A 25,395-nucleotide genomic window follows, 5' to 3' on the forward strand; every position below is an offset into this window, starting at 1 on the left:
TCGTAGCTGTCCATCGCCCAAGTATCGCGGGCAGGTGGGCAGCCAAGTATCAGTGGCACAGCAACTGAGACCACAAGATCGTGTTACGAGCTCTTGGCGACGCAGGCCAGGTTGATCGTGTGCTGCGGGTGTGTGCGCAGCGTCCCGGATTCCGTCCCGTTGCGCATGATGGTGAGGTCGTCCGTCAGCACGATGGCGCCGCCGTCGAACATGACGTGGCAGGTGGGGCAGAGGCAGAGCACGTTGTCGGTGGTGTCCGGCCCGTTGTGGGGGCTGCCAAGGGCCTGGATGTGGGCTCCCTCGCTGTCGGCCCCGCCAGTCAGGATCACCGTCACGCCGCAGATCTGGCAGGCTCGCTTCTTCAACCCTGCGGCGAGATGTGCGGCGTGCGCCTTCGAATGTGCCTTGGCCAGTTGCACCGGAACAGCAGCAGCGACCGCGCCGGCATGCTGCCCAAACCGTTCAATAGCCCAGGCTGACGGCTCGACCACATGATCACCCGACACAGACATACGCCCCCCCTCTGCCCGATCACCCCACCTTCAACTGTCTGACACACACATGAAGAGGACACAAAAGGGCGATCCGGCCACGGGGTGGGGTTGCGTCCTTGGAAGTGGTGTAGCGGGTTGGACCTGATCCGGGGGTTTGCTCCGGCGTCCGGGTTGGTGCCCGCATAGACAATCGGCCACCGGCTGATCTTCGAAGTGTCGAAGCCTCGAAGGAGATCAGCACGATGACCGCACCAGACAGTCTGCCCCTGCACGCCCTTGCCGAGGAGAACCTCGCAGCGGCGAGTCCCGATCTGTTGCGCGCGATGGTCAAGACGTTTGCCGACGCTCTGATGTCCGCGGAGGCCGATGCCCTCTGCAATGCCGAGTACGGGCAGGTCAGCGACGAACGCGTCAATCACCGCAACGGCTATCGCCCGCGCGAGTGGGACACCAGGGCCGGAACGGTCGAGCTGGCCATTCCCAAGCTCAGGTCCGGCAGTTACTTCCCGCACTGGCTGCTCGAACGACGCCGCCGGGCCGAGCAGGCCCTCATCAGCGTGGTGGCCACCGCCTACATGCTCGGGGTCTCCACCCGCCGGGTCGAGAAACTCGCCGAGTCCCTCGGCGTGACGCAGCTGAGCAAGTCCCAGGTCAGCGCCATGTCCAAGCATCTGGACGACCAGGTGGCCGCCTTTCGCGACCGGCCCTTGGATGCCGGCCCGTATGTGTTTGTCTGGGTCGACGCGCTCACCCAGAAGGTCCGCGAAGGCGGCCGCATCATCAACGTCCACGCCCTGATCGCGGTCGGCGTCAACGCCGACGGACACCGCGAGATCCTCGGGCTGGACGTCGCCACCGCCGAGGACGGCGCCGGCTGGCTGGCCTTCCTGCGCTCGCTCATCGCCCGCGGCCTGGGCGGGGTCCAGCTGGTGGTCTCCGACGCCCACACCGGCCTGGTGGATGCCATCGGTGCGACCCTGCCCGGCGCCTCATGGCAGCGCTGCCGCACCCACTGGAGCCGTAAAGAATCAAGGTGTTGCTGCGGCCAGGAGCTCGGCGGCGGTGCGGTATCGGGTGGTTCCCGGTGGTGGCAGGTGGCCGTCTTGCTGGAGCAAGGGCCGCAGTTCGCGGACGACATTGCCGATGGAAGACCGGCTCACGTCGCCCAAGGCGTCGGCGAGGACGTCCAGCGTGCACAGTTTCCGCAGGTAGATAACGGCAATGACGACACGCTCCTGGTTCCCGAGTTTCTGTGGGAAGACACCTTTGCGGGTGCCTGGCCGGCGTTCGCCTCCGCGGCGCTCGTAGGACACGCGCTCGGTCTGGGCGATTTGGCGGGGTGCCAAACGGCTGATCAGCGTGCGGAGGTCGGGACGTGACATGCCGGTCAGTACCGGGTGCGACAGCTTGTCGATGATCTCGGTGCGGGTGGGTTGCTGGTCGCTGTCGAGGAAAGCCAGCAAGGCGGGGGCGCTGGGGAAGCGGACCGGAGCGGTTCCAGGGTCGTGGCCCAGGTTTTCCAGGACCTCGCCGGTCTCGTGGATGTGGTCGGCGACGCAGGTCCCAGTCACCTCCAGTAGGTCGGCGAGCACGTTCATCGAGCAGACCTGCCGCTGATAGAGCAGGGTGAGCAGGAGCCGGGCCGGGTCGTCGAAGAGCGGTTTGTGCCGGAGCTTTCCGGTGGCTCGGCGGGCCCGTCCGCCGCGTTGTTCACTGAATCGTTGCTGGCTGCGGGCGGCCTGGGCAGGGGCAATCGTGACAGTCAGGTGCTCCAGTTGTCCGGCAGAAAGGCCGGTCAGCCGCTCGTTGGCCAGTTTGACGAGCATCGTCTGGCGGCGCTGAGCGGGGCCCGAAGCCTCGCCGATTGTGTCGGGGACGACCGCATCGCCAGCGGTCTGGGGGCGGAGGGTGTAGTTCCATGCCCCGTGAACGGCATGGCGTTCGAGCGGCAAGGCCGCGAAGCGGTCCTTGCTGATCGCAATCCCGGTGGGGTAGTCACCGGTGTCCAGCACTGCTTCAACACGCAGGCCCGCCTGCGTGCGAGTAGCGGCGATGGTCTGGATGACTACGTCGTGGCCGGTCAGCGGGCGCCCGCGCCAGTTGTGGGTGATGTGCGAGAAGAGCCGGTGCTCAATCTTGTTCCATTTCGAGGTGCCCGGCGGGAAGTGGCAGACCGTGATCGACAGACCCGTCTCGGTGGCCAACGCGGCCAACTCGCTCTTCCACACCCGGTAGCGGTAGCCGTTCGAGCCGCCGGCGTCAGCGGTGATCAGCAGCCGGGTCGCGGTCGGATAGTCCAGGCTGCCGCGGGCGGTCCACCAGCGGCGGATGGATTCCACCGCGAAGACGGAGGTGTCGTGGTCGATGCCAACGTTGACCCAGCCGGTGTTGCGGTCAAGGTCGTAGATTCCGTACGGGATCGCCTGCTCGACATCCGGACCGCTGAAGAAGAAGTGGTGGTCTTCGACCTGGACCGGGTCACCCTTCGGACGCCACTCACGTCCGGCCATGGGCAGTCGGCCCATCTGCTCGCGCTTCTTGGTGTCCACGCTGATCACTGGCTCACCTGCCGCCTGATGGGCCTTGACCTGCTCGTTGAGATACCGGAACTGGGCATCCCGATCCGGGTGCTGGGCGCCTTCGAGGGTCTTGGCGTTGCCTTGCAGGCTGAAGCCCGCATGCTTGAGCAGGCGGCCCACGGTCGGCGCGGACACCCGATACCCCTGTTCGGCCAACTCGTCCGCCAGGTGACGCAGCGACTTGGTCGTCCACCGCAGCGGTGACTGTGGATCGCCCCGCTCGTCCGGCTCGACCAGTGCCATCAGGGCCTCGACCACCCCAGGGTCGACCGCCTCGGCCCGCTTGCGGCCCCCGCCCGGGGCCCGGACCCGCCCACCCGGCAGCGGGCCGACCCTCGAGGTCAGCTCTGTCACACCCCGGCGCACCGTGGTCTCACTCATCGATGCGGCCCGGGCAGCAGCCCGCACCCCACCCCGGCCGAGCATTCTCGCCTCAGTCGCCACCGCCAAGCGCCGCTGCCGCTCGTTGAGATGCGGCAACAACACCCTGAAACGAAAGGTGAGTTGCGACAAGATATCCGCGGGGAACGTCATACCAGCCCAACGAGCCCGCGACCCCCGAAGCAACACCTTGATTCTTTACGGCTCCACTACGCCCGCAACCTGCTCAGCCAGGTCCCCAAATCGGCTCAGCCATGGGTGGCCACGCTGCTGCGGACGGTCTTCGAGCAGCCCGACGCCGACGCCGCGAAGGCCCAGATGACGCAGGTCCTGGACACCCTGGAGGGGAAATTCCCCAAGGCCGCCGAGCACCTGGACGCCGCCCGGAACGACCTGCTGGCCTTCACCGCGTTCCCGCGGGAGAACTGGCGGCAGATCTGGTCCAACAACCCTCAGGAACGACTGAACAAGGAGATCCGGCGCCGCACCGACGTCGTCGGGATCTTCCCCGACCGCACCGCCGTGATCCGCCTGGTCGGCGCGGTCCTGGCCGAACAGAACGACGAGTGGACCGAGGCCCGCCGCTACATGGGCCGCGACCTCCTCGCCAAGACCCGCCTCCACCCGAACGAGTCAGAAACCCACGACACCGTCGTGCCCGCCGAACTCACCGCATAGCCTCAAAGAAGAGATCACCGAGTGGCCGTCGATACACCATTCCAGCGGACGTGACCCGGGGTGGGCGCAGTTCCTCGTTACACGGCACAGCCACAACTGACCACCGGCGGCTGCGACCTGCGGCCGCCTAACCGATCAACGTTCTGATCTGCTGCTGAGCTGTCGGCAGTTGTCGACGTTGGTCACCGTTGAGCGCCCTTCCACGGCCCGGGAATGGCCCGGGAGGGCGCTTGCGTATGTGCGCGTTCTAGGAGTTCGATCGCCCAGTCGTGCGGATGGCTCCAAAGCGGTTTTGACGGGGAATATCTCCCTCTGCCTTCCCGGGATATTGGCGGCCGCCGTATCTACGGCGCTGGTTCGCTTCCGTGGCTGGCTGTATTGCCCTGCTGCGCTTCAGGAGGCTGCTCTAGTTGTAGCTCTTTTTTCCGCTGCTCGTCCTTAATTCGCTCGATCGTCTCTGCGAACTTGCTCGGGGCTTCTTCGAGACTCAGACGGGTAGGGCTGTAATTGTTGATTCTTAGGGTGAACGCTTGAAGTTCCAGCTCGATTGAATCTGCCGTCTGCTGCAGGTTCATGCTTCGCTCGCGGAACTTAAAGTAAGAAATAATGCCGGCCGAGACGCTAACTATCGCGCTCAGACCTACGGCGAGCCAGCTCCATGCGCCCTGCTCTGCTGCTGCAGTCGTCGCAACGGAAGTAAGGATTGATCCGATAATTACCGCAATCTGAAATCCATTATGTCGATTGCGGTATTTTTTTGCCCCACGCCTGTAGTCGTCTCGCAATACCGGAACTGTATCAAGATAGTTCCGGAATGCATTCGAGATCGAGTGATCATTTAGGTCTGTAGAATACTGAAGGGCTGCCTTTTTGGCCAGGGCTTTTCGCAGTGCCACCTGACCTTCCCGGAGACTATCGCGGCAGTTGGACCAGTAAACGAGGGAGCCAAAGGATGAGAATGCAAAAAGGATGCCGAGGAAGAAATTCATCGCAAAGCGCCCGCTTCCGGGCTTAGAGAAGTCGCCGAATATGTTCCCGGCAGCGATCGCGCTGCCGATGGCGGGACTCACGATAAATAGAAGAATCCTGGCAATCCTTCGCTGAAAGCGCTGTTCGGTAACCGCCGATTCGGTCTCAATGATTTCTTGCTCGACGTCGAGAAGTGTATTCGGCTCGCTCATGATCACCCCCGCCCAGCAGGTTAGCAGCGATGATAGGTCGGCGGAGCGGCTTTGGGCGGGAGCTGCCATGGGGCGAGAGATCGGGGCCCGTACGCTCGCCGCGAATCGGGCTGGCTCCTTGCCTGCCCGCAATAGCCCGATATGGGCCCCGATCTTCGAGGCTCGCCCCATGGTGGCTGCGTAAAGCCGCGGAGCCGACCGTCCCAGCCACAGCGGGTTTTCCCTCGGCAACCCTTCGCCGTCTGGCGGGCGGCCGGCGGCCGGGCCGGAGCGGGGCGCAGACAGGAGCGTCGGCCCGAGGCGCCGGGCCGCGCGCCGCCGCGCTCTGCGCGGCGGGAGCGCTTGATGAAGTAGAGAAAGTCTTACCGCGCTCAGATCGCTTCATGATCGTCTGAGGGCTGTCCCGTAACTGCTTCAATGTCAGTCGATGATGGGTCCGGCTGCCGACCAGCGCTGGCCACGGGGCCGTTGGTGTCCGGAATCCAGGCGTAGGCCGCCCGCGTCGATGACTGCGTAGTCGCTCACGATCTTGTACGGGTCACCGTCCTCGTAGAGCCACACGGTGACGCAGCCCTTCGAGATGTAGGTGTCGAACCAGACGTCGATCCCCTCCGCCTCAGAACGTACAGTGAGTGCCTCTCCCGGCTTCATCCAGTAGTCGTCGCAGTACGGTTCGATGAAGAGACAGAGGTCGATATCGCCCTGGTTCTCGATAGGCATACTGTTGCGGCCCACTGGTCCCCCCCAAGATCGATGCCCCCAGCGCTGCACACACTAGCCGCATCGCCTTCGGGCCCCGGCCCCCTACCGTTCGAGGGCAAATCCTCAAGGCGGTCGTCAAGCATCACCCGACGTCAGGCCTCAACTGGAGTCCGACAAACTTCAGAGAGCGATGGGCCTGTACGCCATGGCCCGGTCGACGACCTTCTCGGCGGTGAGTGCGGGGTCGAAGTCCCAGAAGATGTAGTCAGCGATGTGCGGGCACTTCAGTCCGCGCTCCAAGGCTGACAGTAGTTCGGAGGCTTGGGGCTCGTCGGCGGTGTCGCCGGTCAGGAGGCGTTGGACGAGGGGTATTGCCTCGTCGCGGCTCATCCTTCGGCTTGGCTCGACGTTCATTGGACGGTGGTGAGGCGCTTGCCGTCGTGGCTGCGGACATGTGGGCCGGCACTGTCCAGGGCGTCTAGGAGCCGGATCGCGAAAACCTCGGCCATGCGTTCTGCGACCTCTTCGGGCGTGAGCCAGTCGACGGCTGTGGACTCTTCGGAGGTGCGTTCGGTGCCGCCGGAGGGCTTACAGCGGAAGACCAGGGCGACGACGCCGCGGGTGGTGTTTTTGTAGACCCCGGTGAGCTGGTCGACCTCGACGTGGATGCCGGTCTCTTCCCAGACCTCACGGCTGACGCCGGCCTCGGGGGTCTCGTCCAGTTCCAGGACGCCGCCGGGGAGCTCCCAAGTGCCGTTGTCTGCGCGGCGGATCGCCAGGAGCCGGCCGTCCTCGCGCACTACGGCTCCGGCCACGGATACCGAGTGCAACGCTGGCGTCGGTGCAGGCCCCTGCGATTTACTCATGTACAGGAGCATAGGAGGCAGAGAAGGACTATGGGAACCGCGGTAGGAGGAGAGAAGTCGGTGCCTCGGTACGTGGAGATCGCCGATGAGATCGTTCTGCAGATCCGGCAGGGTGTTCTCAAGCCCGGCGACACGGTGCCGAGCGAGTCGGAACTGATGGACCGCTACGGCGTCTCCGGTGGCACGATCCGTAGAGCGATGACAGAGGTCCGCGCGAGCGGCCTGGTGGAGACGCGCCACGGCAAGGGCTCGACGGTCAAGGACCGCCCGCCCGTGCGGCATCGATCGTCGGACCGTTTCCGGCGCTCGCTCCGCCGGGGTGGCAAGGCCGCGTACCTGGCCGAGTCCGAGCAGTCTGGTGCCGAGGCTAAGGTCAGCGTTCTCTACATTGGCCCTGTGGAGGCCCCTGAGGACATCGCCGAGCGGCTCGGTGTGGAGGCCGGCGCGAAGGTGCTGGCCCGGCGGCGGCTCTACTTCCGCAATGGCACCCCGGTCGAGACGGCTACCTCGTACCTGCCGTGGGACGTGGCGAAGGACATCCCCGAGCTGTTCGCCGAGAACCCGGGCGGCGGTGGCATCTACGCCCGACTGGAAGACCACGGGCACGAGTTCGCCGAGTACGTCGAGACCTTGCAGGCCCGGCCGGCGTCCAAGGCAGAGTCCTCGGAACTGGCGCTCAGCCCCGGTGCCCCGGTGATCCACCTCATCCGGAACGCGGTCACCGTGGACGGCCGGGTAGTGGAGGCGTGCGACACGCTCATGGCCGCTGACCAGTTCGTTTTCACCTACCGCATCCCCGCTGTCGACTGACGCTCGCTCAACTCCCCTCAGCCCGCCGTGATTTCTTCTTCGCGGCGGGTTGACTCATGTATAGGAGTCGGGCACTCTTCTTCATGTCACTCCTATACATGAGTGACTGAGTCGAAGCCTCTATAGAGGAGTGATCTTCTGTGCGTCAGATCCCCGTCGACACCTCCGCCGCCACCGTGATGGTCGCCCAGCCGCCCCAGCCCAAGGTCCGCGACCGCCGCACCGGTGAGATCGCCACGGACGCCGAGACCGGCGCGACGATGATGACCGTGGACGTGATGTTCGCGGCGAACGGCGAGGTCGAGATCCTGTCGGTGTCCGTCCCTGAGCCCGGCATTTCCGGCGAGCTGGTGATGGGCACCCCGGTCGCGATTACCGGCCTGATCGCCCGGCCGTGGGAGAACGACTTCAACGGCCAGCGCCGTCACGGCATCAGCTTCCGGGCGGTCGCAGTCACCTCGCTCGCCGCCGGCACCGCGAACCCGAAGGCGGCGTGAGCATGGCCCGCTTCACGGTCGCGCTGCTGCTGGTCGTCGCCACCGCTCTGGTTCTGCGGTGGCGGCGTCCCGCCTGGTACTGGCTGACCTTCGGTGTGACCCTCGCCGTCCTGCGGGTCCTCGTCCGGTACACCACGGTCATGGAGGCGTGCGGGCTTACCGTGCCGCCGTCCCGCTGGCGCATGGCACTCGCGCGGGCCACCAACCGCCCGGCCCCCACCTCGCGGGCCCCGCGCATCCTGCGGCTGCGCCCCACCCGCACAGGCCTGGTGGTGCGGTTAGGTCTGCGTCCGGGGCAGGACGCTTTCGACGTCGCCGCATCGTGCGACCGGCTGCGGCACTCGTTCGGCATGTACGGCGTGACCTCGCGCGAGCTGCGCTCGGGTGTGGTCGAGGTGCGGATGACCGGATACGACGTCCTCAAGCGGGTGCAGATGCCTGCGAAGATCGACCGCACGCCGATGCGGGTCCCCGTCGCCCTGCGCGAAGACGGCGCCGTCCACTACCGCGACTACCGCACGGTCCCGCACGCCCTGACCCTCGGGGCAACGAAGTCCGGTAAGTCTGTGTACCAGCGCAACCTGGTCGCGGAACTGGCCGCGCAGGACGTCGCCCTGGTCGGCATCGACTGCAAACAGGGTGTGGAGCTGTTCCCGCTGGCCCGCCGGTTCTCCGCCCTGGCCGACAACCCCGACACCGCCGCCGACCTCCTCGACGCCCTCATCGACCGGATGGAGACCGTCTACCAGCTCATCCGCGCCGAACAGCGGATCACCACCGACGTGCCCGACGCGGAGATCGCCGCCGACATCTGGGACCTGCCCGACCACCTGCGCCCCATTCCGATCGTGGTCCTGGTCGACGAGGTCGCCGAACTCGCCCTGTTCACCACCAAGGACGAAGAAAAGCGTCGCGACCGCATCATCACCGCACTGGCCCGCCTCGCCCAGCTCGGCCGCGCCGCCGGCATCTACCTGGAAATCTGCGGCCAGCGCTTCGGCTCCGAACTCGGCAAGGGCATCACCATGCTCCGCGCCCAGCTCACCGGCCGCACCGCCCACCGCGTCAACGACGAACCCAGCGCGAACATGGCCTTCGGCGACATCGCCCCCGACGCCGTCCTCGCCGCCATCCAAATCCGCCCCGACACCCCCGGCATCGCCGTGACCGGCGACTCCACCGGCGGATGGGCCCGCATCCGCACCCCCCACACCACGCTGCGCCAGGCCGTCAACGCCTGCAATCGGCACGCCGAGAACACCCCTGACGTGCCCGAACTCGCGCCGTTCCGGCCCGCCCTGGTCCACCTTGCCGCCGTGAGCGCCCCGGCTGCCAAGACAGCGGCCCCGGCTGCGGCCTGATCCTTCTCCGCACCAACGGCCGGCGCGACCGCCTTGCGCCAAGGTCCCTACCCCTCCCATGCCGAAAACAGGAAGGAGACCGACGATGCCCAAGCTCCGCGTGGACGCCGTCCTCGTACAGGCCGTGATCGCCGGTGCCCTGTCCTTCGCCCACCTGCACGACCTCGCAGCCGCCGCCGGACAAAGCGGCTGGAAAGCCTGGGCCTACCCGATCAGCGTCGACCTGCTGCTCGTTGCTGCTTGGCGACGGCTTCGCATCCTGCGTACGGACGGGGCTCCTGTCCGTGCCGCGTGGCTGTGGTTCGCGGTGGCCTTGTCCGCCTCCCTCGGGGCGAACATCGCCACCGCCGGGCTCCTCGACCTGGACCACGTGCCGGACTGGCTGAGCATCCTCGTCGCCGGATGGCCCGCTCTGGCCTTCCTCGGTGGCACCCTCTTGGTCCACGCCCCCGGCCACCAGGCTCGGGCTCCCGAGCCGACCGGGACGGCCAGCGTCGAACGCGCCCCTGAGCCCGCGCCGGTGCCGGAAGCCGTCACCGCAGCCGAGCCCGTCCCGGCACTGCCTGCCTCACAGCCTGCGCCTGCGCCGGCCGCTCCACCGATTCCGGCCGCGCTCGTGGCTCATGCCCGGAAGGTCGCCGACGACCACCACGCCCGGACCGGGGCCGCGATCGACACCGACACCCTGCGCGTCCGGCTCGGCGTCCCTGCCCAGCTGGCCGACGCGATCGCTGCCCAACTCACCTGATTCGAGAGGAGTACCACCGTCATGCCTGCCCGTGACTTCTTCCACTCCGTGATGCGGATCGGCCCCGTGCAGATCGGCACCCACCGCGACCGGCACGGCACCACCAAGCACGCCGCGGTGTGCACCAACGACCGTTGCGGCTGGTCCGCCGACTACTCCAGTCAATCCGCTGCCCAGCTGGCCGCCCGCACCCACCGCTGCACGGCCCGATAGGAGACCCGCCCGTGGATGTCCCGCTCTGGTTCGCCCTGATCGTCGTCGGCTACCTCGGCTGCAAGCTCATCCGCCCGCCGCTCTGGCTGGTCCTGGTCCTGCTGCTCGGCGGCTACCTCATCGCCGACAGCCTGCTCGCCCCCGTCATCGACACCCTCATTGAGAAGTAGGGAGACCCCTCATGCTCCGGCCGAAGATCCCCACCAACCCCACCCCCACCGCCGCCGTGATGCCGCTGCCGGTCGAGCCCACCGCCATCGTGCCGTCCGCTCCGACCCCGGCTCCCGTCCCCGTGGCTCCGGTGTCGTCCCGGCCCGTCGTGCAGCTCACCCCGGGCGCTCTGGTCGCGCTCGTCGGCGGCGGCACGGCGGTGGTCCTGGTCGTCGGCACCGTCCTGGTGTCGCTGCTGCTGGCGGTCGCCGTCACCGCCGCATCCGTCGCGGTCTGCGCGGTCGTGCTGCGCTCGATGCTCAACGGCCAGCACAAGCGCTGACCGGCCCCCGGGGCGGTCTCAACCGCCAAGTATCGCCCGCCCCGGGAGCCGTGCCCCTGCCCGAACCAGAGATCCGGAAGGAACCCCCATCATGACCCACCCCACACCGCCCCCGCCGCGGATCTGCCCGGCCTGCGACGGCTTCGCCTCCGCCGCCATCACCCTCGGCGGACGCGACCACCGCGGCCACCTGCGCACCCTCACCGTCAACTGCCCGGCCTGCCGCGGCGCCGGCACCCTCCACCCCGCCCGGACGCGGGAGGGCGCCCGTGTCTGACACCGCGACCCTCGCGGGCCTGGACCCGACCACCCTCACTGATCTGCTGCGGGTGGCCGGGTCCCCGGGCTTCCATCGCTGGGAAGAACAGATCCGCCGCACCGGCGGCTGCTCTGACCCCATCCACCTGACCGGCTGGACCCTCACCAAAGACAAGACCAGCGGCGAGACCCTGCACCACTACAGCACCGAGAACGAGCCCGGCGGACGGCTCCGCGTTGCGTGCGGCAACCGCCGTGCCTCCCGCTGCCCCTCGTGTGCCTGGACGTACGCCGGCGACACGTACCACCTCATCCGGGCCGGGCTGGCTGGTGACGATCGCCGCGACATCCCTGGCACGGTGCGGGATCACCCGCGGGTCTTCGCCACTCTCACCGCGCCGTCGTTCGGGCGTGTGCACAACCGGCCCGACACTGGCCGGTGCCGCTGCGGCACACAGCATCCCGCCGACGATTCGACGCTCGGGACAGCGCTTGACGCCGTGTCGTACGACTATGCGGGGGCGGTGCTGTTCAACAACCATGCCGGGCAGCTGTGGCAGCGCTTCACCAACCGGCTCCGCCGCGAGATCGCCGCCCACGCCGGCCTCTCCCAACGGGCTATGGCAGAGGTTCTGCGGGTCTCCTTCGGCAAGGTCGCCGAGTTCCAAAAGCGCGGCGCCGTCCACTTCCACGCCGTCATCCGCCTCGACGGCCCCGAAGGCCCCGACACCGCGCCCCCGGCTTGGGCCACCACCGGCTTACTGCAAGATGCCATCCGCGCCGCCGCCCAGCACTCCTACACGTCGATCACCGTCCCGGCCGCCGGCGACCAACCTGCCCGGACCTTCCGCTGGGGCGCCCAGCTTGACGTTCGCCCGGTCAAGGCGTTCGGGGACGGCTCCGACATCACCGAGCAGGCCGTCGCGTCCTATGTCGCCAAGTACGCCACCAAAGCAGCCGAGAACACCGGCACCCTCGACCGCCGCATCGGCGAACTCGCCGAACTCGACCGCCACGGCGTGCCCGACCACGCCCGCCGCCTCATCCAAGCCTGCCGCGACCTGGACGACCTCTACCCCGACCGGCGGCTGTGGGCCTGGGCACACATGCTCGGCTTCCGCGGCCACTTCTCCACCAAATCCCGCGCCTACTCCACCACCCTCGGCGCGCTGCGCCAGGAACGCGCCGACTACCGCGCCGCCCAAGAACACGCAGACCTCGGCCTGGAGCCCGTCGACCCCGACACCGTCCTGGTCCTGGCCGACTGGCAATACGCCGGCCACGGCCACACCCCCGGCGAATCCGCCCTCGCCGCGACCATCGCCCGAGACCTCCAGCTCAACTGCGAAACCGCCCGCGAAGCCCTGCACGACCAACTGGCCCTGGAAGGAGCCGCAGCATGAAGGACCGATACCTCAGCGTCGACCAGGTGGCCGAGATGCTCGGAACGTCGGTGCGGTTCCCGCGTCGGCTGATCGCCGAGCGCCGCATCACGTTCGTCAAGGTCGGCCGTCACGTCCGCATCCCCGAGAGCGCGGTCGAAGCCTTCATCGCGGATCACACGGTCCAGCCGGTCACGAACGGCACATCGCGGCTGAAGGCGGTGGCCTGATGGCGAACTCCAAGGGGCGCCGTCGTCGCTTCGGGTCGGTACGGAAGCTGCCGTCAGGGCGTTTTCAGGCTCGCTACCGGGGCCCGGACGGGCTGATGCGGACGGCGGACAAGACCTTCGCCTCACAGACCGATGCGGATCGCTGGTTGGTCAGGCAAGAGGCCAAGATCCTCGACGGCGACTGGCAGAACCCCGACGTCAAGATCGTGTTCGGCGCGTACGCCGAAGCCTGGTTCAAGGACCGCGACTACGCGGCCACGACCCGCGAACGGAACGGCAGCGCGCTGAACTTGCACATCCTGCCGACCTTCCGCGCGGTGCCGCTCCGGGACATCACCACCCCGCAGGTGCGGCGTTGGCGGACCACCCTTCTCGACCAGGGCGTCGGCGGGGCAACCGTCGCCAAGGCGTATCAGATCCTCCGCGCCATCATGAACACCGCCGTGGACGACGGCCTGGTCCAGCGCAACCCGTGCCGTATCAAGGGCGGCGCCACCGCCCCGAGTGCCGAGCGACCGTTCCTGTCGGTGGCGGAGGTCTTCCGGCTCGCGGACGCCGTGCCCGCGCGCTATCGGGTGATGATCCTGCTGGCGGCCTTCACGGCACTGCGCTTCGGGGAGCTGGCCGGCCTCCAGCGATGGGACGTCGACCTGGAGCGGCGCACCATCTCGGTCCGCCGGTCGGTCGCCGAGACCCGGTCGGACGGACTGACGGTCAAGGCGCCCAAATCCGCGGCCGGCGTGCGCACCGTGGCGTTCCCCGCCTCGCTCACTGTCGAGCTGGCGGCGCATCTCGCGGAGTACGCCGAGCCTGGGCGCACGGGTCGGGTCTTTGTCGGGCCGCGTGGGGGAGTGCTGCGGCGGAACAACTTCCGGCGCATCTGGCTGCGGGCCATCGGCGCGGCCGGCCTCGGGGACGTGCACTTCCACGATCTGCGGCACACCGGGAACACCCTCGCCGCGACGGGCGGGGCTTCCACTCGGGAGCTGATGCACCGCATGGGGCACTCGTCGGTGCGGGCCGCGCTGATCTATCAGCACCTCGTCAACGGCCGCGACCACGAGATCGCCGGGCACGTGGACGACCAGATCCGGCGAGTGAAGGGGACCGGCGCCGATCCATCTGGCACGTGAGTGGCACGCCGCCCCTCACCAGGGGCGAACGATCAAGGCCCAGGCATCCGGACTCATGCCGGACGACCTGGGCCTTTGCCATGTGCTGGGGCTGGTGGGCGTGGACGGTTTCGAACCGCCGACATCTGCCTTGTAAGGGCAGCGCTCTACCGCTGAGCTACACGCCCGCTGGACATGCGAAAGCACACCCTACCCTGCCATACCCCCTGCCCGGCAATCGCACGCGCGCGTCAGGAGTAGGTCACGCGGAGTTCCTTCACCCCGTTCAGCCAGGGGGAGCGGAGGCGGCGGGGGGTGCCGGCGAGGCGGATGGCGGGGGAGGCGTCGGCGATGGCGCGGAAGATCAGGTCGATCTCGAGGCGGGCGAGGCCGGCGCCGAGGCAGAAGTGGGGGCCGCCGCCGCCGAAGCCGAGGTGGGGGTTGGGGTCGCGGGTGATGTCGAACGTGCCGGGGGCGGTGAAGACCTCCGGGTCGTGGTTGGCGGAGGCGTAGAAGAGGCCGACGCGGTCGCCGGCGGCGATCTGGGCGCCGCCGAGTTCCGTGTCACGGGTGGCGGTGCGCTGGAAGGACGTGACCGGGGTGGCCCAGCGGACGATCTCGTCGGCGGCCGTGCGGGGGCGCTCGGCGCGGAAGAGCTCCCACTGCTCCGGGTGGGTGAGGAAGGCGTGCATGCCGTGGGTGATGGCGTTGCGGGTGGTCTCGCTGCCCGCGACCGCAAGGACGAGGACGAAGAAGCCGAACTCGTCGCCGGTCAGATTGCCCTCGTCCGCGGCGGCGACGAGCGCGGTGACGATGTCGTCGGCGGGGCGGGCCTTGCGCTCGGCGGCCATGTTCATGGCGTACGAGACGAGCTCGATGGAGGCCTGCGCGGCGGTCTCCTCGGTGACGGCGAGTTCGGGGTCGTCGTAGCCGGTCATCCGGTTGGACCACTCGAAGATCCTGGCCCGGTCCTCCTGGGGGACGCCGATGAGTTCGGCGATCGTCTGCAGGGGCAGCTCGCTCGCGATGTCGGTGACGAAGTCGCCGCTGCCCCGGGCGGCGGCCTCGGCGACGATGCGGCCGGCGCGCTCGCGCAGGGCGTCCTCCAGGGCGCGGGTGGCGCGCGGGGTGAAGCCGCGCTGCACGATCCGGCGCAGCCGGGTGTGTTCGGGCGGATCCGTGTTGAGGATGATCAGCCGCTGGGCGTCGATCCGGTCGCGCCGCATGTGCTCGTGGAAGCGGATGATCGCGGTGTTGGCCCGGGAGGAGAAGACCTCCGGGTCGGTGGACACCGCCGTCACGTCGGCGTGCCGGGTGACCGCCCAGTAGCCGTCGTCGCCGAAGCCGGCGAGGCCGTGCGGCTGGGGGATCCAGGCGACGGGGGCGCTCTCCCGGAGGGCGGCGAACTCGGGGAGCGGGACGCGCTCCTGGTTGAGGCCGGGGTCGGTGAAGTCGAAGCCGTCGGGGAGGGCGGGGCAGGAGCCACGGGCGTGGCCGGTGGTGGCGGACATCGGAGGCCGGCTTTCGGCAGGTGGTGGAGGTCGACGGCCGTTCCGAAATATGACGTACCGTCAGCTATGGATGTCGACGGTAGTTGCGGCCCCGCCTCGTCGCAAGGACCTCACGCGCGTCCTCGTTCCTCGTGCACACCCCTTGCGCCCCTGTACCGGCGGTAAGCAGACTGCCTGGCGGAACGAACTGGAACGCGTACGAGCCGCCGCCGTGGAAGGGCGAGGTACATGGCCGCTGAACCCGTCATCGTCGAAGCCGTACGCACCCCCATCGGCCGGCGCGGCGGCGCGCTCGCCGGCCTCCACCCCGCCCACGTGCTCGGCCAGACGTACCGCGAACTGCTGGCCCGCACCGGGGTCCAGCCCGACGCCGTGGAGCAGATCGTCAGCGGCACCGTCACACAGGCCGGGGAGCAGGCGATGAACCCGGCGCGCACCGCGTGGCTGGCCGGCGGCCTGCCGTACGAGACCGCGGTGACGACCGTCGACTGCCAGTGCGGCTCCTCGCAGCAGGCCAACCACATGGTCGCCAACATGATCGCGGCCGGGGTGATCGACATCGGCATAGGCTGCGGCGTGGAGGCCATGTCGCGGGTGCCGCTGGGCAGCGACTCCCGGCAGGGACCGGGCAATCCCCTGCCGGACGAGTGGAACGTCGACCTGCCCACCCAGTTCGAGGCCGCCGAGCGCATCGCCCGGCGCCGCGGACTGACCCGGGAGCACGTGGACGGGCTCGGGCTGATCTCCCAGGAACGGGCGGCGCGCGCCTGGGCGGAGGAGCGCTTCAAGCGGGAGACCTTCGGGGTGCAGGTGCCCACCACCGAGGAGGAGCGGCTCGCCGGACAGGGCATGGGGCGGCTGTTCGACCGGGACGAGGGGCTACGCGACACCGGCATGGAGGTGCTGGCCGGGCTGAGGCCGATCATGCCGGCCGCCGTGCACACCGCCGGGAACTCCTCACAGATCTCCGACGGCGCGGCGGCCGTGATGTGGGCGTCCAAGCGGACGGCGCGGGCACTGAAGCTGCGCCCGCGGGCCCGGATCGTGGCCCAGGCGCTGGTCGGCGCGGATCCGCGCTTCCACCTCGACGGGCCGATCGACGCGACGCGGGCCGTGCTCGGCAAGGCGGGCATGACCCTGGACGACATCGACCTCGTCGAGATCAACGAGGCGTTCGCCTCCGTGGTGCTCTCGTGGGCACGGGTCTTCGACCAGGACCTGGAGAAGGTCAACGTCAACGGCGGTGCCATCGCGCTGGGTCATCCGGTGGGGGCGACGGGCGCTCGCCTGATCACCACGGCGCTGCACGAACTGGAGCGTATGGATGGCGAGTTCGCCCTGATCGCGATGTGCGCGGGTGGTGCGCAGGCGACCGGGACGATCATCCAGCGGATCTGAGTGCGAGGGCGGCGGCGACCGGGCGCCTGGCGGGCCGTCAGATACGGGTCCTGCGCCCCGCGAGCAGCACGCCGAGACAGAGCACGACGACGAGCCCTGTGCCGGCCAGCCACCACACCGAGCCGCCCCCCGAGGACTCGGCGCGCTGCTCCGGAGGGGGCACGAGGGCGCTGAGCCGGGTGACGGGGTCGCGGGTGGGATTGCCGGTCGCGTATGCGGCCAGGGCCAGTTGGGCTAGCGCGGCGGGGTTGTCCTGCGACCAGCCCTCGCCGTGGGCGGCCAGCCAGTTGTAGGTGTCCCGGGCGGCGTCGAGATGGCCGCCGGCGGCGAGGGCGACCACCGCGTCGGCGGTGGTGGCGAAGTCGGGCATCTGCGGTCCGGAACTGAAATAGCCGCCGCCCGCACTCAGTTGGCGCACCAGCCAGGCGGCGCCCGCGTCGGCGGCGCTGCCCGCGCAGGCCGTGCGCGGCGGCATGTCCTGGGCGGGAGCCTCGACCACGAAGCCGGCGCCCTCGGCCGCGCGCACCGCGTCCGCGGTGGCCTTGGCGTCCGCCGCCGGCGCGCCGGTGCCCGACTGCCGCTGGTGGGTGAAGGCGCCGCCGTCCTTGTGCCCGCAGGGCAGTTGCAGGGAGCGCAGGGCGTCGTACGGGCTCATCCCGTCCGTGGTCACGGACTTCACATCGGTCCCGGCCGCCTTGAGCGCGCCGATGGCGACGCCGGTGGAGCCCGCGTCGGTGGCGCCCCCGGGGTTGTAGGACCAGCCGCCGTCCCGGTTCTGCACCTTGGCGAGCCAGTCGGCGCCCCGCTTGGCGGCGAAGTCCTCGCCGTAGGCGGCCAGTGCCTGCACGGCTATGCCGGTGGCGTTGGTGTCCTCGGCCCCGGTGTCGCAGGGCACGGTGGGGTCCGCCCGGTACGAGGCGAAGCCGCCGTCCGCGCACTGCTGCCCGGCCAGCCAGTCCACCGCCCCCTCGGCGGGCGGGGTGTCCGCCGCGTGCAGCGCGAGCAGCGCGTACGACTGGCGCCACACGCCGTCGTACGTGGGATCCGCCGCGCCGTACAGCGCGGCGGGGCGCGTCGCGGGGGCCGGCGAGGCGGCGATCGCCAGGGTGCTGAAGGCGGCCAGGACCGCCGCCGAGGTGCGGCGCAGAGGCATCGGCGGGTGCCTTTCGGTCGAGCGGTCGCGCGCGGCGGGAGGGCGCGGGACACGGCACCGGACGGGTCGTTCGAGCACACTTTAACCGGATGCCGGTACCTCGATGTGGCCACCCCGTGCGGCGATGATCACATGACCCTCACAACGCCCTTACCGGAACGACTCATACCGCCGCGTATGCGACCGGGCCCGTGCCCGGCCCGGCCCCGCGCAGGCTGCGCCGCGAGCGGTGCCGTCGCCGTGCTCCATGGGCCATGGCGACTGGAACGGGTATCAGTTCCGTGGCGGGGTCGTTCTCCGACGATGCGTCAGCGGGGCAGGGCGCGGCCGCCGCGGACACGAACGGGGATCGCCGGACCCGCCCGAGCCCCCCGGCGCCGTCGAGCCCATCCCGGCGACGCGACATCCGCGCGCCACCGCGCCGTTCCGCCCTGCACGCCCGCTCCCGCACGCCCGCTCCCGCACGCCCGCTCCCGCACGCCCGCTCCCGCACGCCCGCTCCCGCACGCCCGCTCCCGCACGGTCGGCGCTCAGCCCGCGGCCGGCTCCGGGGGAGCGGTGAGGTCGATCAGGCGGCAGACGGTCTCCAGGTCGATCTTGACCTGGGCGATCGAGGAACGGCCCGAGAGCCAGGTGACGAGCGTCGAGTGCCAGGTGTGCTCGATGACCCGGATCGCGGACAGCAACTCGGCGCTCGGCGGCCCGTCCAGCCGCATCGCGTCGAGGATGATCGCCGTCGTCAGCCGTGACACCGCGTCCACTTCGGGACTGACCGAGCGGTCCGCGAAGGTCAGGGCGCGCACCATCGCGTCCGCGAGGTGCGGCTCCCGCTGCAGGGCGCGGAACGCCCGGACCAGCGTCTCGGCCACCCGCTCCGCCGGCCCGGCGGCCGTGGGCGGGCGCTTGCGCAGCGCCTCGTGGAGGTGTTCCAGCTGGTCCTGCATCGTGGCGACCAGCAGGTGGATCTTGGAGGGGAAGTAGCGGTACAGCGTGCCCAGCGCGACGTCCGAACGCTCGGCGACCTCGCGCATCTGCACGGCGTCGAAGCCGCCCCGGCCGGCGAGCGCCGCGCTGGTGCGCAGGATGCGGCGGCGGCGCGCTTCCTGGCGCTCTGTCAGCTGCACCGGGGACGGCTGGGGAGCTGCGGTCATCTGGCCCAATCCGGTGTGCGGCGCGGAGATGCCCCCCAGATTACCGCGCCTTCCCCGCCCGCGGCGGGCTGCCCGGAGCTCGCCGGGCCCCCGTCAAGAGACCCTCAGGAGTCCTCAGGAGCCCTCAAGAGCCCCGCCGGAGGCCCTGCCAAGGGCTCTCTCCGGCCACGCCGCCGGGCGGCCGTGAACGGTGTGCCGGGGGATTTCCCGGCGGGGTCCCGCACAGTGGCGCGAATCACCTGTCCCGGCCCAGGGTGCCCACGCCGGGGCAGGTATCTTCAAGCTCTCGGGCAACTCCCGAGTAACCGAATCTGAAACTTGTTCTAGCGAGGCGCGGGCGGCTACGCTCCGGCCGAAGTGCAGTGAGAAGGGGGCCGGGAGTGACCGCAGAGGCCAGGCCGCTCCGGATCGCGCTGCTCACCTACAAGGGGAACCCGTTCTGCGGGGGCCAGGGCGTCTACGTCCGCCACTTGTCCCGCGAACTCGCCCGCCTGGGCCACCGCGTCGAGGTGATCGGCGCCCAGCCCTACCCCGTCCTGGACGTCGTCGACGACCCCGATGGCGCAGTGACCCTCACCGAACTTCCGAGCCTCGACCTCTACCGCCAGCCGGACCCCTTCCGCACGCCGGGGCGCGGCGAGTACCGCGACTGGGTCGACGCCCTCGAGGTCGCCACGATGTGGACCGGGGGCTTCCCCGAGCCGCTGACGTTCAGTCTGCGGGCCCGCCGCCATCTGGCCGCCAGGCGCGGTGCCTTCGACGTCGTCCACGACAACCAGACGCTCGGTTACGGCCTGCTCGGCGGCCCCGGCGCGCTCGGCGCGCCGCTGGTGACGACCGTCCACCACCCGATCACCGTCGACCGGCAGCTGGAGCTGGACGCCGCGCAGGGCTGGAAGCGCCGTGCCTCGGTGCGCCGCTGGTACGGCTTCACACGGATGCAGAAGCGGGTCTCCCGCCGGCTGCCCTCGGTGCTCACCGTCTCCGGCACCTCCCGCCAGGAGATCGTCGACCACCTCGGGGTGCGCGAGGACCGGGTGCACGTGGTGCACATCGGCGCCGACACCCGGCTGTTCTCGCCCGACCCGTCGGTGCCCGAGGTGTCCGGCCGGATCGTCACCACCTCCAGCGCCGACGTCCCGCTCAAGGGCCTGATCCACCTCGTGGAGGCGCTCGCGAAGGTCCGCGCCGAGCAGCCCGACGCGCACCTGGTCGTGGTCGGCAATCGCGCCGACGACGGCCCGGTCGCCGCGGCCATCGAACGCCTCGGCCTCTCCGGCGCCGTGCGGTTCGTCAAGGGCATCAGCGACGCGGAACTGGTCGACCTGGTGCGCAGCGCGCAGGTCGCCTGTGTGCCCTCGCTGTACGAGGGCTTCTCGCTGCCCGCCGCCGAGGCCATGGCGACCGGCACGCCGCTCGTCGCCACCACCGGCGGCGCCATCCCCGAGGTGGCCGGCCCCGACGGCGAGACCTGCCTGGCCGTTCCGCCGGGCGACTCCGGCGCGCTGGCCGCCGCGCTCGGCCGGCTGCTGGCCGACTCCGGGCTGCGCCGCCGGCTCGGCCGCGCCGGCCGGGAACGCGTCCTGGCCCGTTTCACCTGGGAGCGGGCCGCCATCGGCACCGCGGAGCACTACCGCGCGGTGATCGAGGCCGCCGGGGGCCCGCGACCCCGCCCCGTACGCACCCCCGCACGCACCCCCGCCCCGCAGGCGACGCGGATCTGATGCCGCGCCGCACACGACCGCCGCAAGAGAAAGGCGACGCTCCGTGCTGACCGTCGATTTTTCCCGGTTCCCCCTCGCCGCGGGGGACCGCGTCCTGGACCTCGGGTGTGGCGCGGGCCGCCATGCCTTCGAGTGCTACCGGCGCGGTGCGGACGTGGTCGCCCTGGACCGCAACGGCGAGGAGATCCGCGAGGTCGCCAAGTGGTTCGCCGCCATGAAGGAGGCCGGCGAGGCCCCGGCCGGCGCGACCGCCACCGCCATGGAGGGCGACGCGCTCAGCCTGCCCTTCCCCGACGACAGCTTCGACCGGGTCATCATCTCCGAGGTCATGGAGCACATCCCGGACGACAAGGGCGTGCTGGCCGAGATGGTCCGGGTCCTCAAGCCGGGCGGGCTGATCGCGATCACCGTGCCGCGCTACGGCCCGGAGAAGGTCTGCTGGGCGCTGTCGGACGCGTACCACGAGGTCGAGGGCGGTCACATCCGGATCTACCGGGCCGACGAACTGCTCGGCAAGATCCGTGAGGCGGGCCTGCGCCCCTACGGCTCCCACCACGCGCACGCGCTGCACTCCCCGTACTGGTGGATCAAGTGCGCGGTCGGCGTGGACAACGACAAGGCCCTGCCGGTGAAGCTGTACCACAAGCTGCTGGTGTGGGACATCATGAAGAAGCCGCTGGCCACCCGGCTCGCCGAGAACGCGCTCAACCCGCTGATCGGCAAGAGCTTCGTCGCCTACGCGACCAAGCCGCACGCCCCGAAGGCGGGCGTCGACGCGTGAGGCGGACCGAACACCTCGTCCTGCCCGGCGTCCTGACCTCGCAGCAGGCAGCGGCCACCGTCGCCGGCATCGCGGCGGCGCAGCGCCCCGACGGCGCCATACCGTGGTTCGACGGCGGCCACCTCGACCCGTGGGACCACGTCGAGGCCGCCATGGCGCTGGACGCCGCGGGCGAGCACGACCGTGCCGACGCGGCCTACACCTGGCTCGCCCGCCGCCAGAACCAGGACGGCTCCTGGTACGCGGCGTACGGCTACGCCGACGGCGCCGAGGGCGAGCCCACCGACCGGGGCCGGGAGAGCAACTTCTGCGCCTACATCGCGGTCGGCATCTGGCACCACTACCTGTCCACCGGGGACGACGCGTTCCTGGAGCGGATGTGGCCGGTGCTGTACGCGGCGATCGAGTACGTGCTGGAGCTGCGGCTGCCCGGCGGCCCGATCGCCTGGAAGCGGGAGGAGGACGGGACGTACCCGCACGAGGCGCTGCTGACCGGCTGCTCCTCGATGTACCAGGCGCTGCGCTGCGCGCTGGCGGTCGCCGAGCACCGCGAGGACCCGCAGCCCGACTGGGAGCTGGCCGCCGGCGCGCTGGGGCACGCCGTGCTGAGCCACCCCGAGCGGTTCCTGGACAAGGACCGCTACTCGATGGACTGGTACTACCCGATCCTCGGCGGCGTGCTGCGCGGCGCGGTCGCCAAGGAGCGCCTGGAGTCCCGCTGGGACGACTTCGTCGTGCCCGGTCTCGGTGTGCGCTGCGTCGTCCCCAACCCGTGGGTGACCGGCGGTGAGAGCGCCGAACTCGCCCTCGCCCTCTGGGCGATGGGCGAGTCCGACCGCGCGGTGGAGATCCTCGCCGCGATCCAGCACCTGCGGGCCGAGGACGGCATGTACTGGACCGGGTACGTCTTCGAAGGGGATGCCGAAACGGGCGACGCCCCGGCGTTCTGGCCGCAGGAGCGTACGACCTGGACCGCGGGCGCCGTGTTGCTGGCCGTCGCCGCCCTGGGAGGGGACGAGGCGACGACGGCGGTCTTCGGGGGCGACCGGCTTCCCCTGGGGCTCGTTCCGGAGGCCGCGGGCTGCTGCTCCGGCGGCTGAGCCCGGCCGGGGGGCCGGCGCCGTCGTCGGTGTGCCGGGTGTCAGGCCCGGTTGACGCGTCCTGCCACGGCGTGCCCGATGATCAGGTAGACCGCCGCCGGCAGGCCGTAGTTCAGCAGGGTGCGCGCCCACGCCGAATCGGGGGAGAAGATGTTGTGGGCCCAACCGCCGAGCCAGGTCGCCATGTCGTGGATCCACTCCACGAGGTCGTTCGCCCGGTTGGCGTCGAGCATCCACAGCACGATCCACAGGATCAGGATGAATGCCGCCACATCCGCCACGACCATGATGATCGTGGCGGCGAGATTGCCGCGATATCGTCTGGACATACCTGCCGTGTTGCCCCGATCGGGTGATGCAAACGTCCGGCCCCGGCCACTGCGTGACTCCCCGTACGGCCCGCTGCGCTGGCCGGACACCGGACCCCGGGTGAGGATGCGAACACGCACCGCATCCCCCTCCGGAGAGTCCCACATGCCCCTGCGCCGCGTCCTGACCGCCTTTCTGATGGCGGGTCTGCTCCTCCTTGTTCCCGCCTGCGGCGGCGACTCCGACACGACCGGCAGTGCCGGCACCGCGAGCCCGACGGCCTCGGCGCAGAAGCAGAAGCTGGCCAAGACCCGCTTCGTGGCCAATGCCGGCCTCGCCGCCGGCGCCACCTACCAGTGGATCGTCAAGCCCTACCGGGCGGGCAAGTTCAAGAAGGGCGCCGACGGCCGCAAGACCGCGCTGGTCAAGGCGGGACTGGCCGGGGCGTTCGCGTACAACCGGCTCAAGGCCGCCTCGGTCAACGCCAAGTCCGACCCCACCCTGTCCAAGCTGGTCGCGCCGCTGACGACCGGCATCGACGCGCTGAAGGACCTGCCGTCGAAACTGCGCAAGGGCGAGGGCACGGACGACGTCGTCAGCACCTTCCAGGACACCATCGGCAACGTGAAGTCCGCCGGCCAGCAGGGCGGCGCCAAGGTCACTGACCAGGTCCCCTCGCTGAGCCAGCTCGCGGCCGGCTGACTCCGCGCCGTCCCGGCGGGCCCGCCCCCCCCGGAAGCGACAGAGCCGTGTCCCGGACCGTGTGTACGGTCCGGGGCACGGCTCCCGTGTGTCGCGCTGTCAGGCCTGCTGCGTGGGGCTCGCCACGGGGGTGGCAGCCGGCGCGGGCACCGTGCCCGCCGCGTCGTAGGCGGGCGGCGCCGGGGGCGCCATCATCTGCTGCGGGGCGGCGGGAACCCTGGTCCGGGCGGCCAGCGCGCGGAAGAAGTTGATGACCACGAAGACCGGCAGGATGAACGCCTTGAAGAAGATGACGTACTCGCCGCCGTGGAAGATGAATCCGAGGTAGATGCCGTAGCCGGTGAAGGCGAGACCGGCGAGCACGTTGAAGGCGCGCCAGCCGCGGCTGAGGCCTGTGGAGTTGACCGCGCCGATGACGATCATCGCGATGCCGCTGACCATCAGGAGTACGACGTACCAGGAGAAGAGCGGTTAGGCGCTGAAGTCGAGATTCACTGTGTTTCCCGTGTGCAGATGTGGCGATCGTGTGATCGCGGGACAGACGCGTACCTTACCTGTCCCTGTCAAAGCTCATATGTTTTATTTACCTGCGCTTGGGAAAGAACTTCGCCCCACCGGCGGGCCGGTGGGGCGAAGTTGGTGAAGCGTGCCGGAACGGGTCAGCCGCGCTGGATGCCGCTGGTGTCCTGGAGGACGCCGCGGCGGCCGTCCTGGGTCTGGGCGACGAGCGACTGGCCGTGCTGATCGACCGCCAGGTACCAGGTGCCCGGGGTGAGTTCGGCGATCGGGGAGCCCGAGCCGTCTTCGGCGTACAGCGGGCGCGCCACCGGCACCGCGAACCAGAACGCGGCGAACTCCGCAGCGGGCTGCTGGGGCTGCGACGGCTGCTGCTGCTGCGGGTAGCCGTACTGCGGCGCGCTGCCGCCGCCGAAGGACTGGTCGGGGGCGGGCTGCTGCCCGGGGTAGCCGTAGCCGGTCTGCCCCGTCTGCTGGGCGCCCGGGTAGGGCTGGCCCGGCTGCCCGTACGGCTGCGGCTGGGGCTGCTGCGGGCGCGGCGCCGGCAGCAGACCCGCCTTGAGGGCCGGCAGGCCCTGCAGGGAGAGCAGTATCACCGCGGCCAGCGCGGCGGCGGCGATGAACGACAGGTAGGCGCCGGCACCCAGCTCCCACGCCTCCTGGCCGTTGAACAGCGACCACAGGGCGTCCCACGCCGCGGCGACCGCGAGCACCGCGCCCCACTGCTCCAGACCGATGCCGAGCACCTTGCGGCCCTCGGGCTGGAAGCGGGCGGCGATGAACAGCCCCGCGGCGATCAGGCCCAGCAGGTGCACCGACGGCAGCAGCGGGAACAGCTCGCTCTTCCACGCGCTGGCCCCGCACTCGTCGGAGCTGCATCCCTTGAGCGTGTAGAAGTTCAGGAACGAGGCGATCAGCAGCAGGAGCGCCGCGCCGATCACCGCGCCGTCTCCTCGGGTGAGGGAGCGGTTATTCACTAGGGGTCCTTGTCAGTCGTCTCGTCGTCGCTCTAGCCACGTGTTTCCCATCGTATGGGGGGTGTTGCCGGCGGATGCGACCGGTACG

The 25,395-nt window shown here is 69.9% G+C and carries 28 protein-coding genes, 1 tRNA gene and 2 pseudogenes; 18 read left to right on the top strand and 13 right to left on the bottom strand.

Translation table 11 applies throughout. The annotated features are described in order from the left end of the window. Positions 1–83: 83 nt before the first annotated feature. Entirely contained in the window at positions 84–512 is a 429-nt protein-coding gene (locus ACFWVC_RS34395; protein WP_384296716.1) for an HNH endonuclease, read from the bottom strand. A 224-nt stretch (positions 513–736) separates the two neighbouring features. On the opposite strand from ACFWVC_RS34395, the pseudogene ACFWVC_RS34400 reads away from it, so the two are divergent. Further along, positions 737–1,513: pseudogene (locus ACFWVC_RS34400) on the top strand (IS256 family transposase); the annotation flags it as partial. 9 nt (positions 1,514–1,522) lie between these two features. Here ACFWVC_RS34400 and ACFWVC_RS34405 read toward each other — a convergent pair. After that, positions 1,523–3,607, bottom strand: coding sequence for an ISAzo13 family transposase (locus ACFWVC_RS34405; RefSeq protein WP_384296717.1), 2,085 nt, complete (start codon positions 3,605–3,607; stop codon positions 1,523–1,525). 48 nt (positions 3,608–3,655) lie between these two features. Between ACFWVC_RS34405 and ACFWVC_RS34410 the strand changes: the two are divergent. Continuing rightward, positions 3,656–4,132 (top strand): annotated as a pseudogene (locus tag ACFWVC_RS34410) (transposase); the annotation flags it as partial. A gap of 344 nt (positions 4,133–4,476) precedes the next feature. On the opposite strand, the gene ACFWVC_RS34415 reads toward ACFWVC_RS34410, so the two are convergent. The 4 genes from ACFWVC_RS34415 to ACFWVC_RS34430 all read right to left on the bottom strand — a co-directional run bounded on the left by ACFWVC_RS34415 (position 4,477) and on the right by ACFWVC_RS34430 (position 6,893). Further along, the gene (locus ACFWVC_RS34415) at positions 4,477–5,313 is read right to left on the bottom strand and encodes a DUF4231 domain-containing protein (protein WP_384296718.1); all 837 of its coding nucleotides are present in this window, start codon (positions 5,311–5,313) and stop codon (positions 4,477–4,479) included. A gap of 420 nt (positions 5,314–5,733) precedes the next feature. Next, positions 5,734–6,033 carry a hypothetical protein gene (locus ACFWVC_RS34420; protein ID WP_384296719.1) on the bottom strand — a complete coding sequence of 100 codons (300 nt, stop codon included), beginning with the start codon at positions 6,031–6,033 and terminating at the stop codon, positions 5,734–5,736. 162 nt (positions 6,034–6,195) lie between these two features. After that, positions 6,196–6,429, bottom strand: a complete 234-nt coding sequence (locus ACFWVC_RS34425) for an e9imm peptide (protein WP_384296720.1) — start codon at positions 6,427–6,429, stop codon at positions 6,196–6,198. Then, the gene (locus ACFWVC_RS34430; RefSeq protein WP_384296721.1) at positions 6,426–6,893 is read right to left on the bottom strand and encodes an NUDIX hydrolase; all 468 of its coding nucleotides are present in this window, start codon (positions 6,891–6,893) and stop codon (positions 6,426–6,428) included. Before ACFWVC_RS34430 ends, ACFWVC_RS34425 begins: the two co-directional genes overlap by 4 nt. Before the next feature lie 18 nt (positions 6,894–6,911). Here ACFWVC_RS34430 and ACFWVC_RS34435 point away from each other — a divergent pair, with 18 nt between their 5' ends. From ACFWVC_RS34435 to ACFWVC_RS34485, 11 genes are all read left to right on the top strand, one after another. Continuing rightward, positions 6,912–7,691 carry a GntR family transcriptional regulator gene (locus ACFWVC_RS34435; protein ID WP_384296722.1) on the top strand — a complete coding sequence of 260 codons (780 nt, stop codon included), beginning with the start codon at positions 6,912–6,914 and terminating at the stop codon, positions 7,689–7,691. A 140-nt stretch (positions 7,692–7,831) separates the two neighbouring features. Continuing rightward, positions 7,832–8,188, top strand: a complete 357-nt coding sequence (locus tag ACFWVC_RS34440) for a hypothetical protein (RefSeq protein WP_384296723.1) — start codon at positions 7,832–7,834, stop codon at positions 8,186–8,188. Between the two features lie 2 nt (positions 8,189–8,190). Then, the gene (locus ACFWVC_RS34445) at positions 8,191–9,549 is read left to right on the top strand and encodes an FtsK/SpoIIIE domain-containing protein (protein WP_384296724.1); all 1,359 of its coding nucleotides are present in this window, start codon (positions 8,191–8,193) and stop codon (positions 9,547–9,549) included. An 85-nt stretch (positions 9,550–9,634) separates the two neighbouring features. Further along, the gene (locus ACFWVC_RS34450) at positions 9,635–10,297 is read left to right on the top strand and encodes a DUF2637 domain-containing protein (protein ID WP_384296725.1); all 663 of its coding nucleotides are present in this window, start codon (positions 9,635–9,637) and stop codon (positions 10,295–10,297) included. Positions 10,298–10,318: 21 nt separating this feature from the next. Then, the gene (locus ACFWVC_RS34455; RefSeq protein ID WP_319133857.1) at positions 10,319–10,510 is read left to right on the top strand and encodes a mobile element transfer protein; all 192 of its coding nucleotides are present in this window, start codon (positions 10,319–10,321) and stop codon (positions 10,508–10,510) included. An 11-nt stretch (positions 10,511–10,521) separates the two neighbouring features. After that, a complete protein-coding gene (locus tag ACFWVC_RS34460) occupies positions 10,522–10,680 on the top strand; it encodes a hypothetical protein (RefSeq protein ID WP_319159123.1) in 159 nt (52 codons plus the stop codon). Between the two features lie 11 nt (positions 10,681–10,691). Then, the gene (locus tag ACFWVC_RS34465) at positions 10,692–11,003 is read left to right on the top strand and encodes a SpdD-like protein (RefSeq protein ID WP_384296726.1); all 312 of its coding nucleotides are present in this window, start codon (positions 10,692–10,694) and stop codon (positions 11,001–11,003) included. Positions 11,004–11,094: 91 nt separating this feature from the next. Then, on the top strand, positions 11,095–11,280 hold the full coding sequence (locus ACFWVC_RS34470) for a hypothetical protein (RefSeq protein ID WP_384296727.1): 186 nt from the start codon (positions 11,095–11,097) through the stop codon (positions 11,278–11,280). Next, entirely contained in the window at positions 11,273–12,664 is a 1,392-nt protein-coding gene (repSA, locus tag ACFWVC_RS34475) for a replication initiator protein RepSA (protein ID WP_384296728.1), read from the top strand. Before ACFWVC_RS34470 ends, repSA begins: the two co-directional genes overlap by 8 nt. Then, positions 12,661–12,873 (top strand): helix-turn-helix domain-containing protein, encoded by a 213-nt coding sequence (locus ACFWVC_RS34480; RefSeq protein WP_384296729.1) that lies wholly within the window; start codon positions 12,661–12,663, stop codon positions 12,871–12,873. Before repSA ends, ACFWVC_RS34480 begins: the two co-directional genes overlap by 4 nt. Beyond that, positions 12,873–14,006 carry a tyrosine-type recombinase/integrase gene (locus ACFWVC_RS34485; protein ID WP_384296730.1) on the top strand — a complete coding sequence of 378 codons (1,134 nt, stop codon included), beginning with the start codon at positions 12,873–12,875 and terminating at the stop codon, positions 14,004–14,006. The genes ACFWVC_RS34480 and ACFWVC_RS34485 overlap by 1 nt, the downstream gene beginning before the upstream one ends. A 92-nt stretch (positions 14,007–14,098) precedes the next feature. Here ACFWVC_RS34485 and ACFWVC_RS34490 read toward each other — a convergent pair. Then, positions 14,099–14,173: transfer RNA gene (locus ACFWVC_RS34490), tRNA-Val, on the bottom strand. Positions 14,174–14,236: 63 nt separating this feature from the next. After that, entirely contained in the window at positions 14,237–15,496 is a 1,260-nt protein-coding gene (locus ACFWVC_RS34495; protein WP_384296731.1) for a cytochrome P450, read from the bottom strand. Positions 15,497–15,724: 228 nt separating this feature from the next. Between ACFWVC_RS34495 and ACFWVC_RS34500 the strand changes: the two genes are divergently transcribed. Beyond that, positions 15,725–16,894: a steroid 3-ketoacyl-CoA thiolase gene (locus ACFWVC_RS34500; RefSeq protein WP_384296732.1), complete on the top strand. Its 1,170-nt coding sequence runs from the start codon at positions 15,725–15,727 to the stop codon at positions 16,892–16,894. A gap of 37 nt (positions 16,895–16,931) precedes the next feature. Here ACFWVC_RS34500 and ACFWVC_RS34505 read toward each other — a convergent pair whose 3' ends face one another. Continuing rightward, positions 16,932–18,047, bottom strand: a complete 1,116-nt coding sequence (locus tag ACFWVC_RS34505; RefSeq protein ID WP_384296733.1) for a prenyltransferase/squalene oxidase repeat-containing protein — start codon at positions 18,045–18,047, stop codon at positions 16,932–16,934. Between the two features lie 530 nt (positions 18,048–18,577). Then, positions 18,578–19,198 (bottom strand): TetR family transcriptional regulator, encoded by a 621-nt coding sequence (locus ACFWVC_RS34510; protein WP_384296734.1) that lies wholly within the window; start codon positions 19,196–19,198, stop codon positions 18,578–18,580. A 380-nt stretch (positions 19,199–19,578) separates the two neighbouring features. Here ACFWVC_RS34510 and ACFWVC_RS34515 point away from each other — a divergent pair, with 380 nt between their 5' ends. The 3 genes from ACFWVC_RS34515 to ACFWVC_RS34525 are packed head-to-tail and all read left to right on the top strand — an operon-like array spanning position 19,579 to position 22,803. Then, on the top strand, positions 19,579–20,922 hold the full coding sequence (locus ACFWVC_RS34515) for a glycosyltransferase family 4 protein (RefSeq protein WP_384296735.1): 1,344 nt from the start codon (positions 19,579–19,581) through the stop codon (positions 20,920–20,922). A gap of 43 nt (positions 20,923–20,965) precedes the next feature. Continuing rightward, a complete protein-coding gene (locus tag ACFWVC_RS34520) occupies positions 20,966–21,703 on the top strand; it encodes a class I SAM-dependent methyltransferase (protein WP_384296736.1) in 738 nt (245 codons plus the stop codon). Continuing rightward, complete coding sequence (locus ACFWVC_RS34525; RefSeq protein WP_384296737.1) at positions 21,700–22,803, top strand: prenyltransferase; 1,104 nt, start codon at positions 21,700–21,702, stop codon at positions 22,801–22,803. The genes ACFWVC_RS34520 and ACFWVC_RS34525 overlap by 4 nt, the downstream gene beginning before the upstream one ends. A gap of 41 nt (positions 22,804–22,844) precedes the next feature. Here ACFWVC_RS34525 and ACFWVC_RS34530 read toward each other — a convergent pair whose 3' ends face one another. Beyond that, a complete protein-coding gene (locus tag ACFWVC_RS34530) occupies positions 22,845–23,132 on the bottom strand; it encodes a hypothetical protein (protein ID WP_319662531.1) in 288 nt (95 codons plus the stop codon). 145 nt (positions 23,133–23,277) lie between these two features. Between ACFWVC_RS34530 and ACFWVC_RS34535 the strand changes: the two genes are divergently transcribed. Then, entirely contained in the window at positions 23,278–23,814 is a 537-nt protein-coding gene (locus tag ACFWVC_RS34535; protein WP_384296738.1) for a hypothetical protein, read from the top strand. Positions 23,815–23,913: 99 nt separating this feature from the next. Here ACFWVC_RS34535 and ACFWVC_RS34540 read toward each other — a convergent pair whose 3' ends face one another. After that, the gene (locus ACFWVC_RS34540; protein WP_384296739.1) at positions 23,914–24,255 is read right to left on the bottom strand and encodes a hypothetical protein; all 342 of its coding nucleotides are present in this window, start codon (positions 24,253–24,255) and stop codon (positions 23,914–23,916) included. Positions 24,256–24,473: 218 nt separating this feature from the next. After that, positions 24,474–25,307 (bottom strand): hypothetical protein, encoded by an 834-nt coding sequence (locus ACFWVC_RS34545; protein ID WP_384296740.1) that lies wholly within the window; start codon positions 25,305–25,307, stop codon positions 24,474–24,476. Between the last annotated feature and the right edge of the window lie 88 nt (positions 25,308–25,395).

The sequence above is a fragment of the Streptomyces sp. NPDC058691 genome (assembly GCF_042714775.1).
Lineage (GTDB): Bacteria > Actinomycetota > Actinomycetes > Streptomycetales > Streptomycetaceae > Actinacidiphila.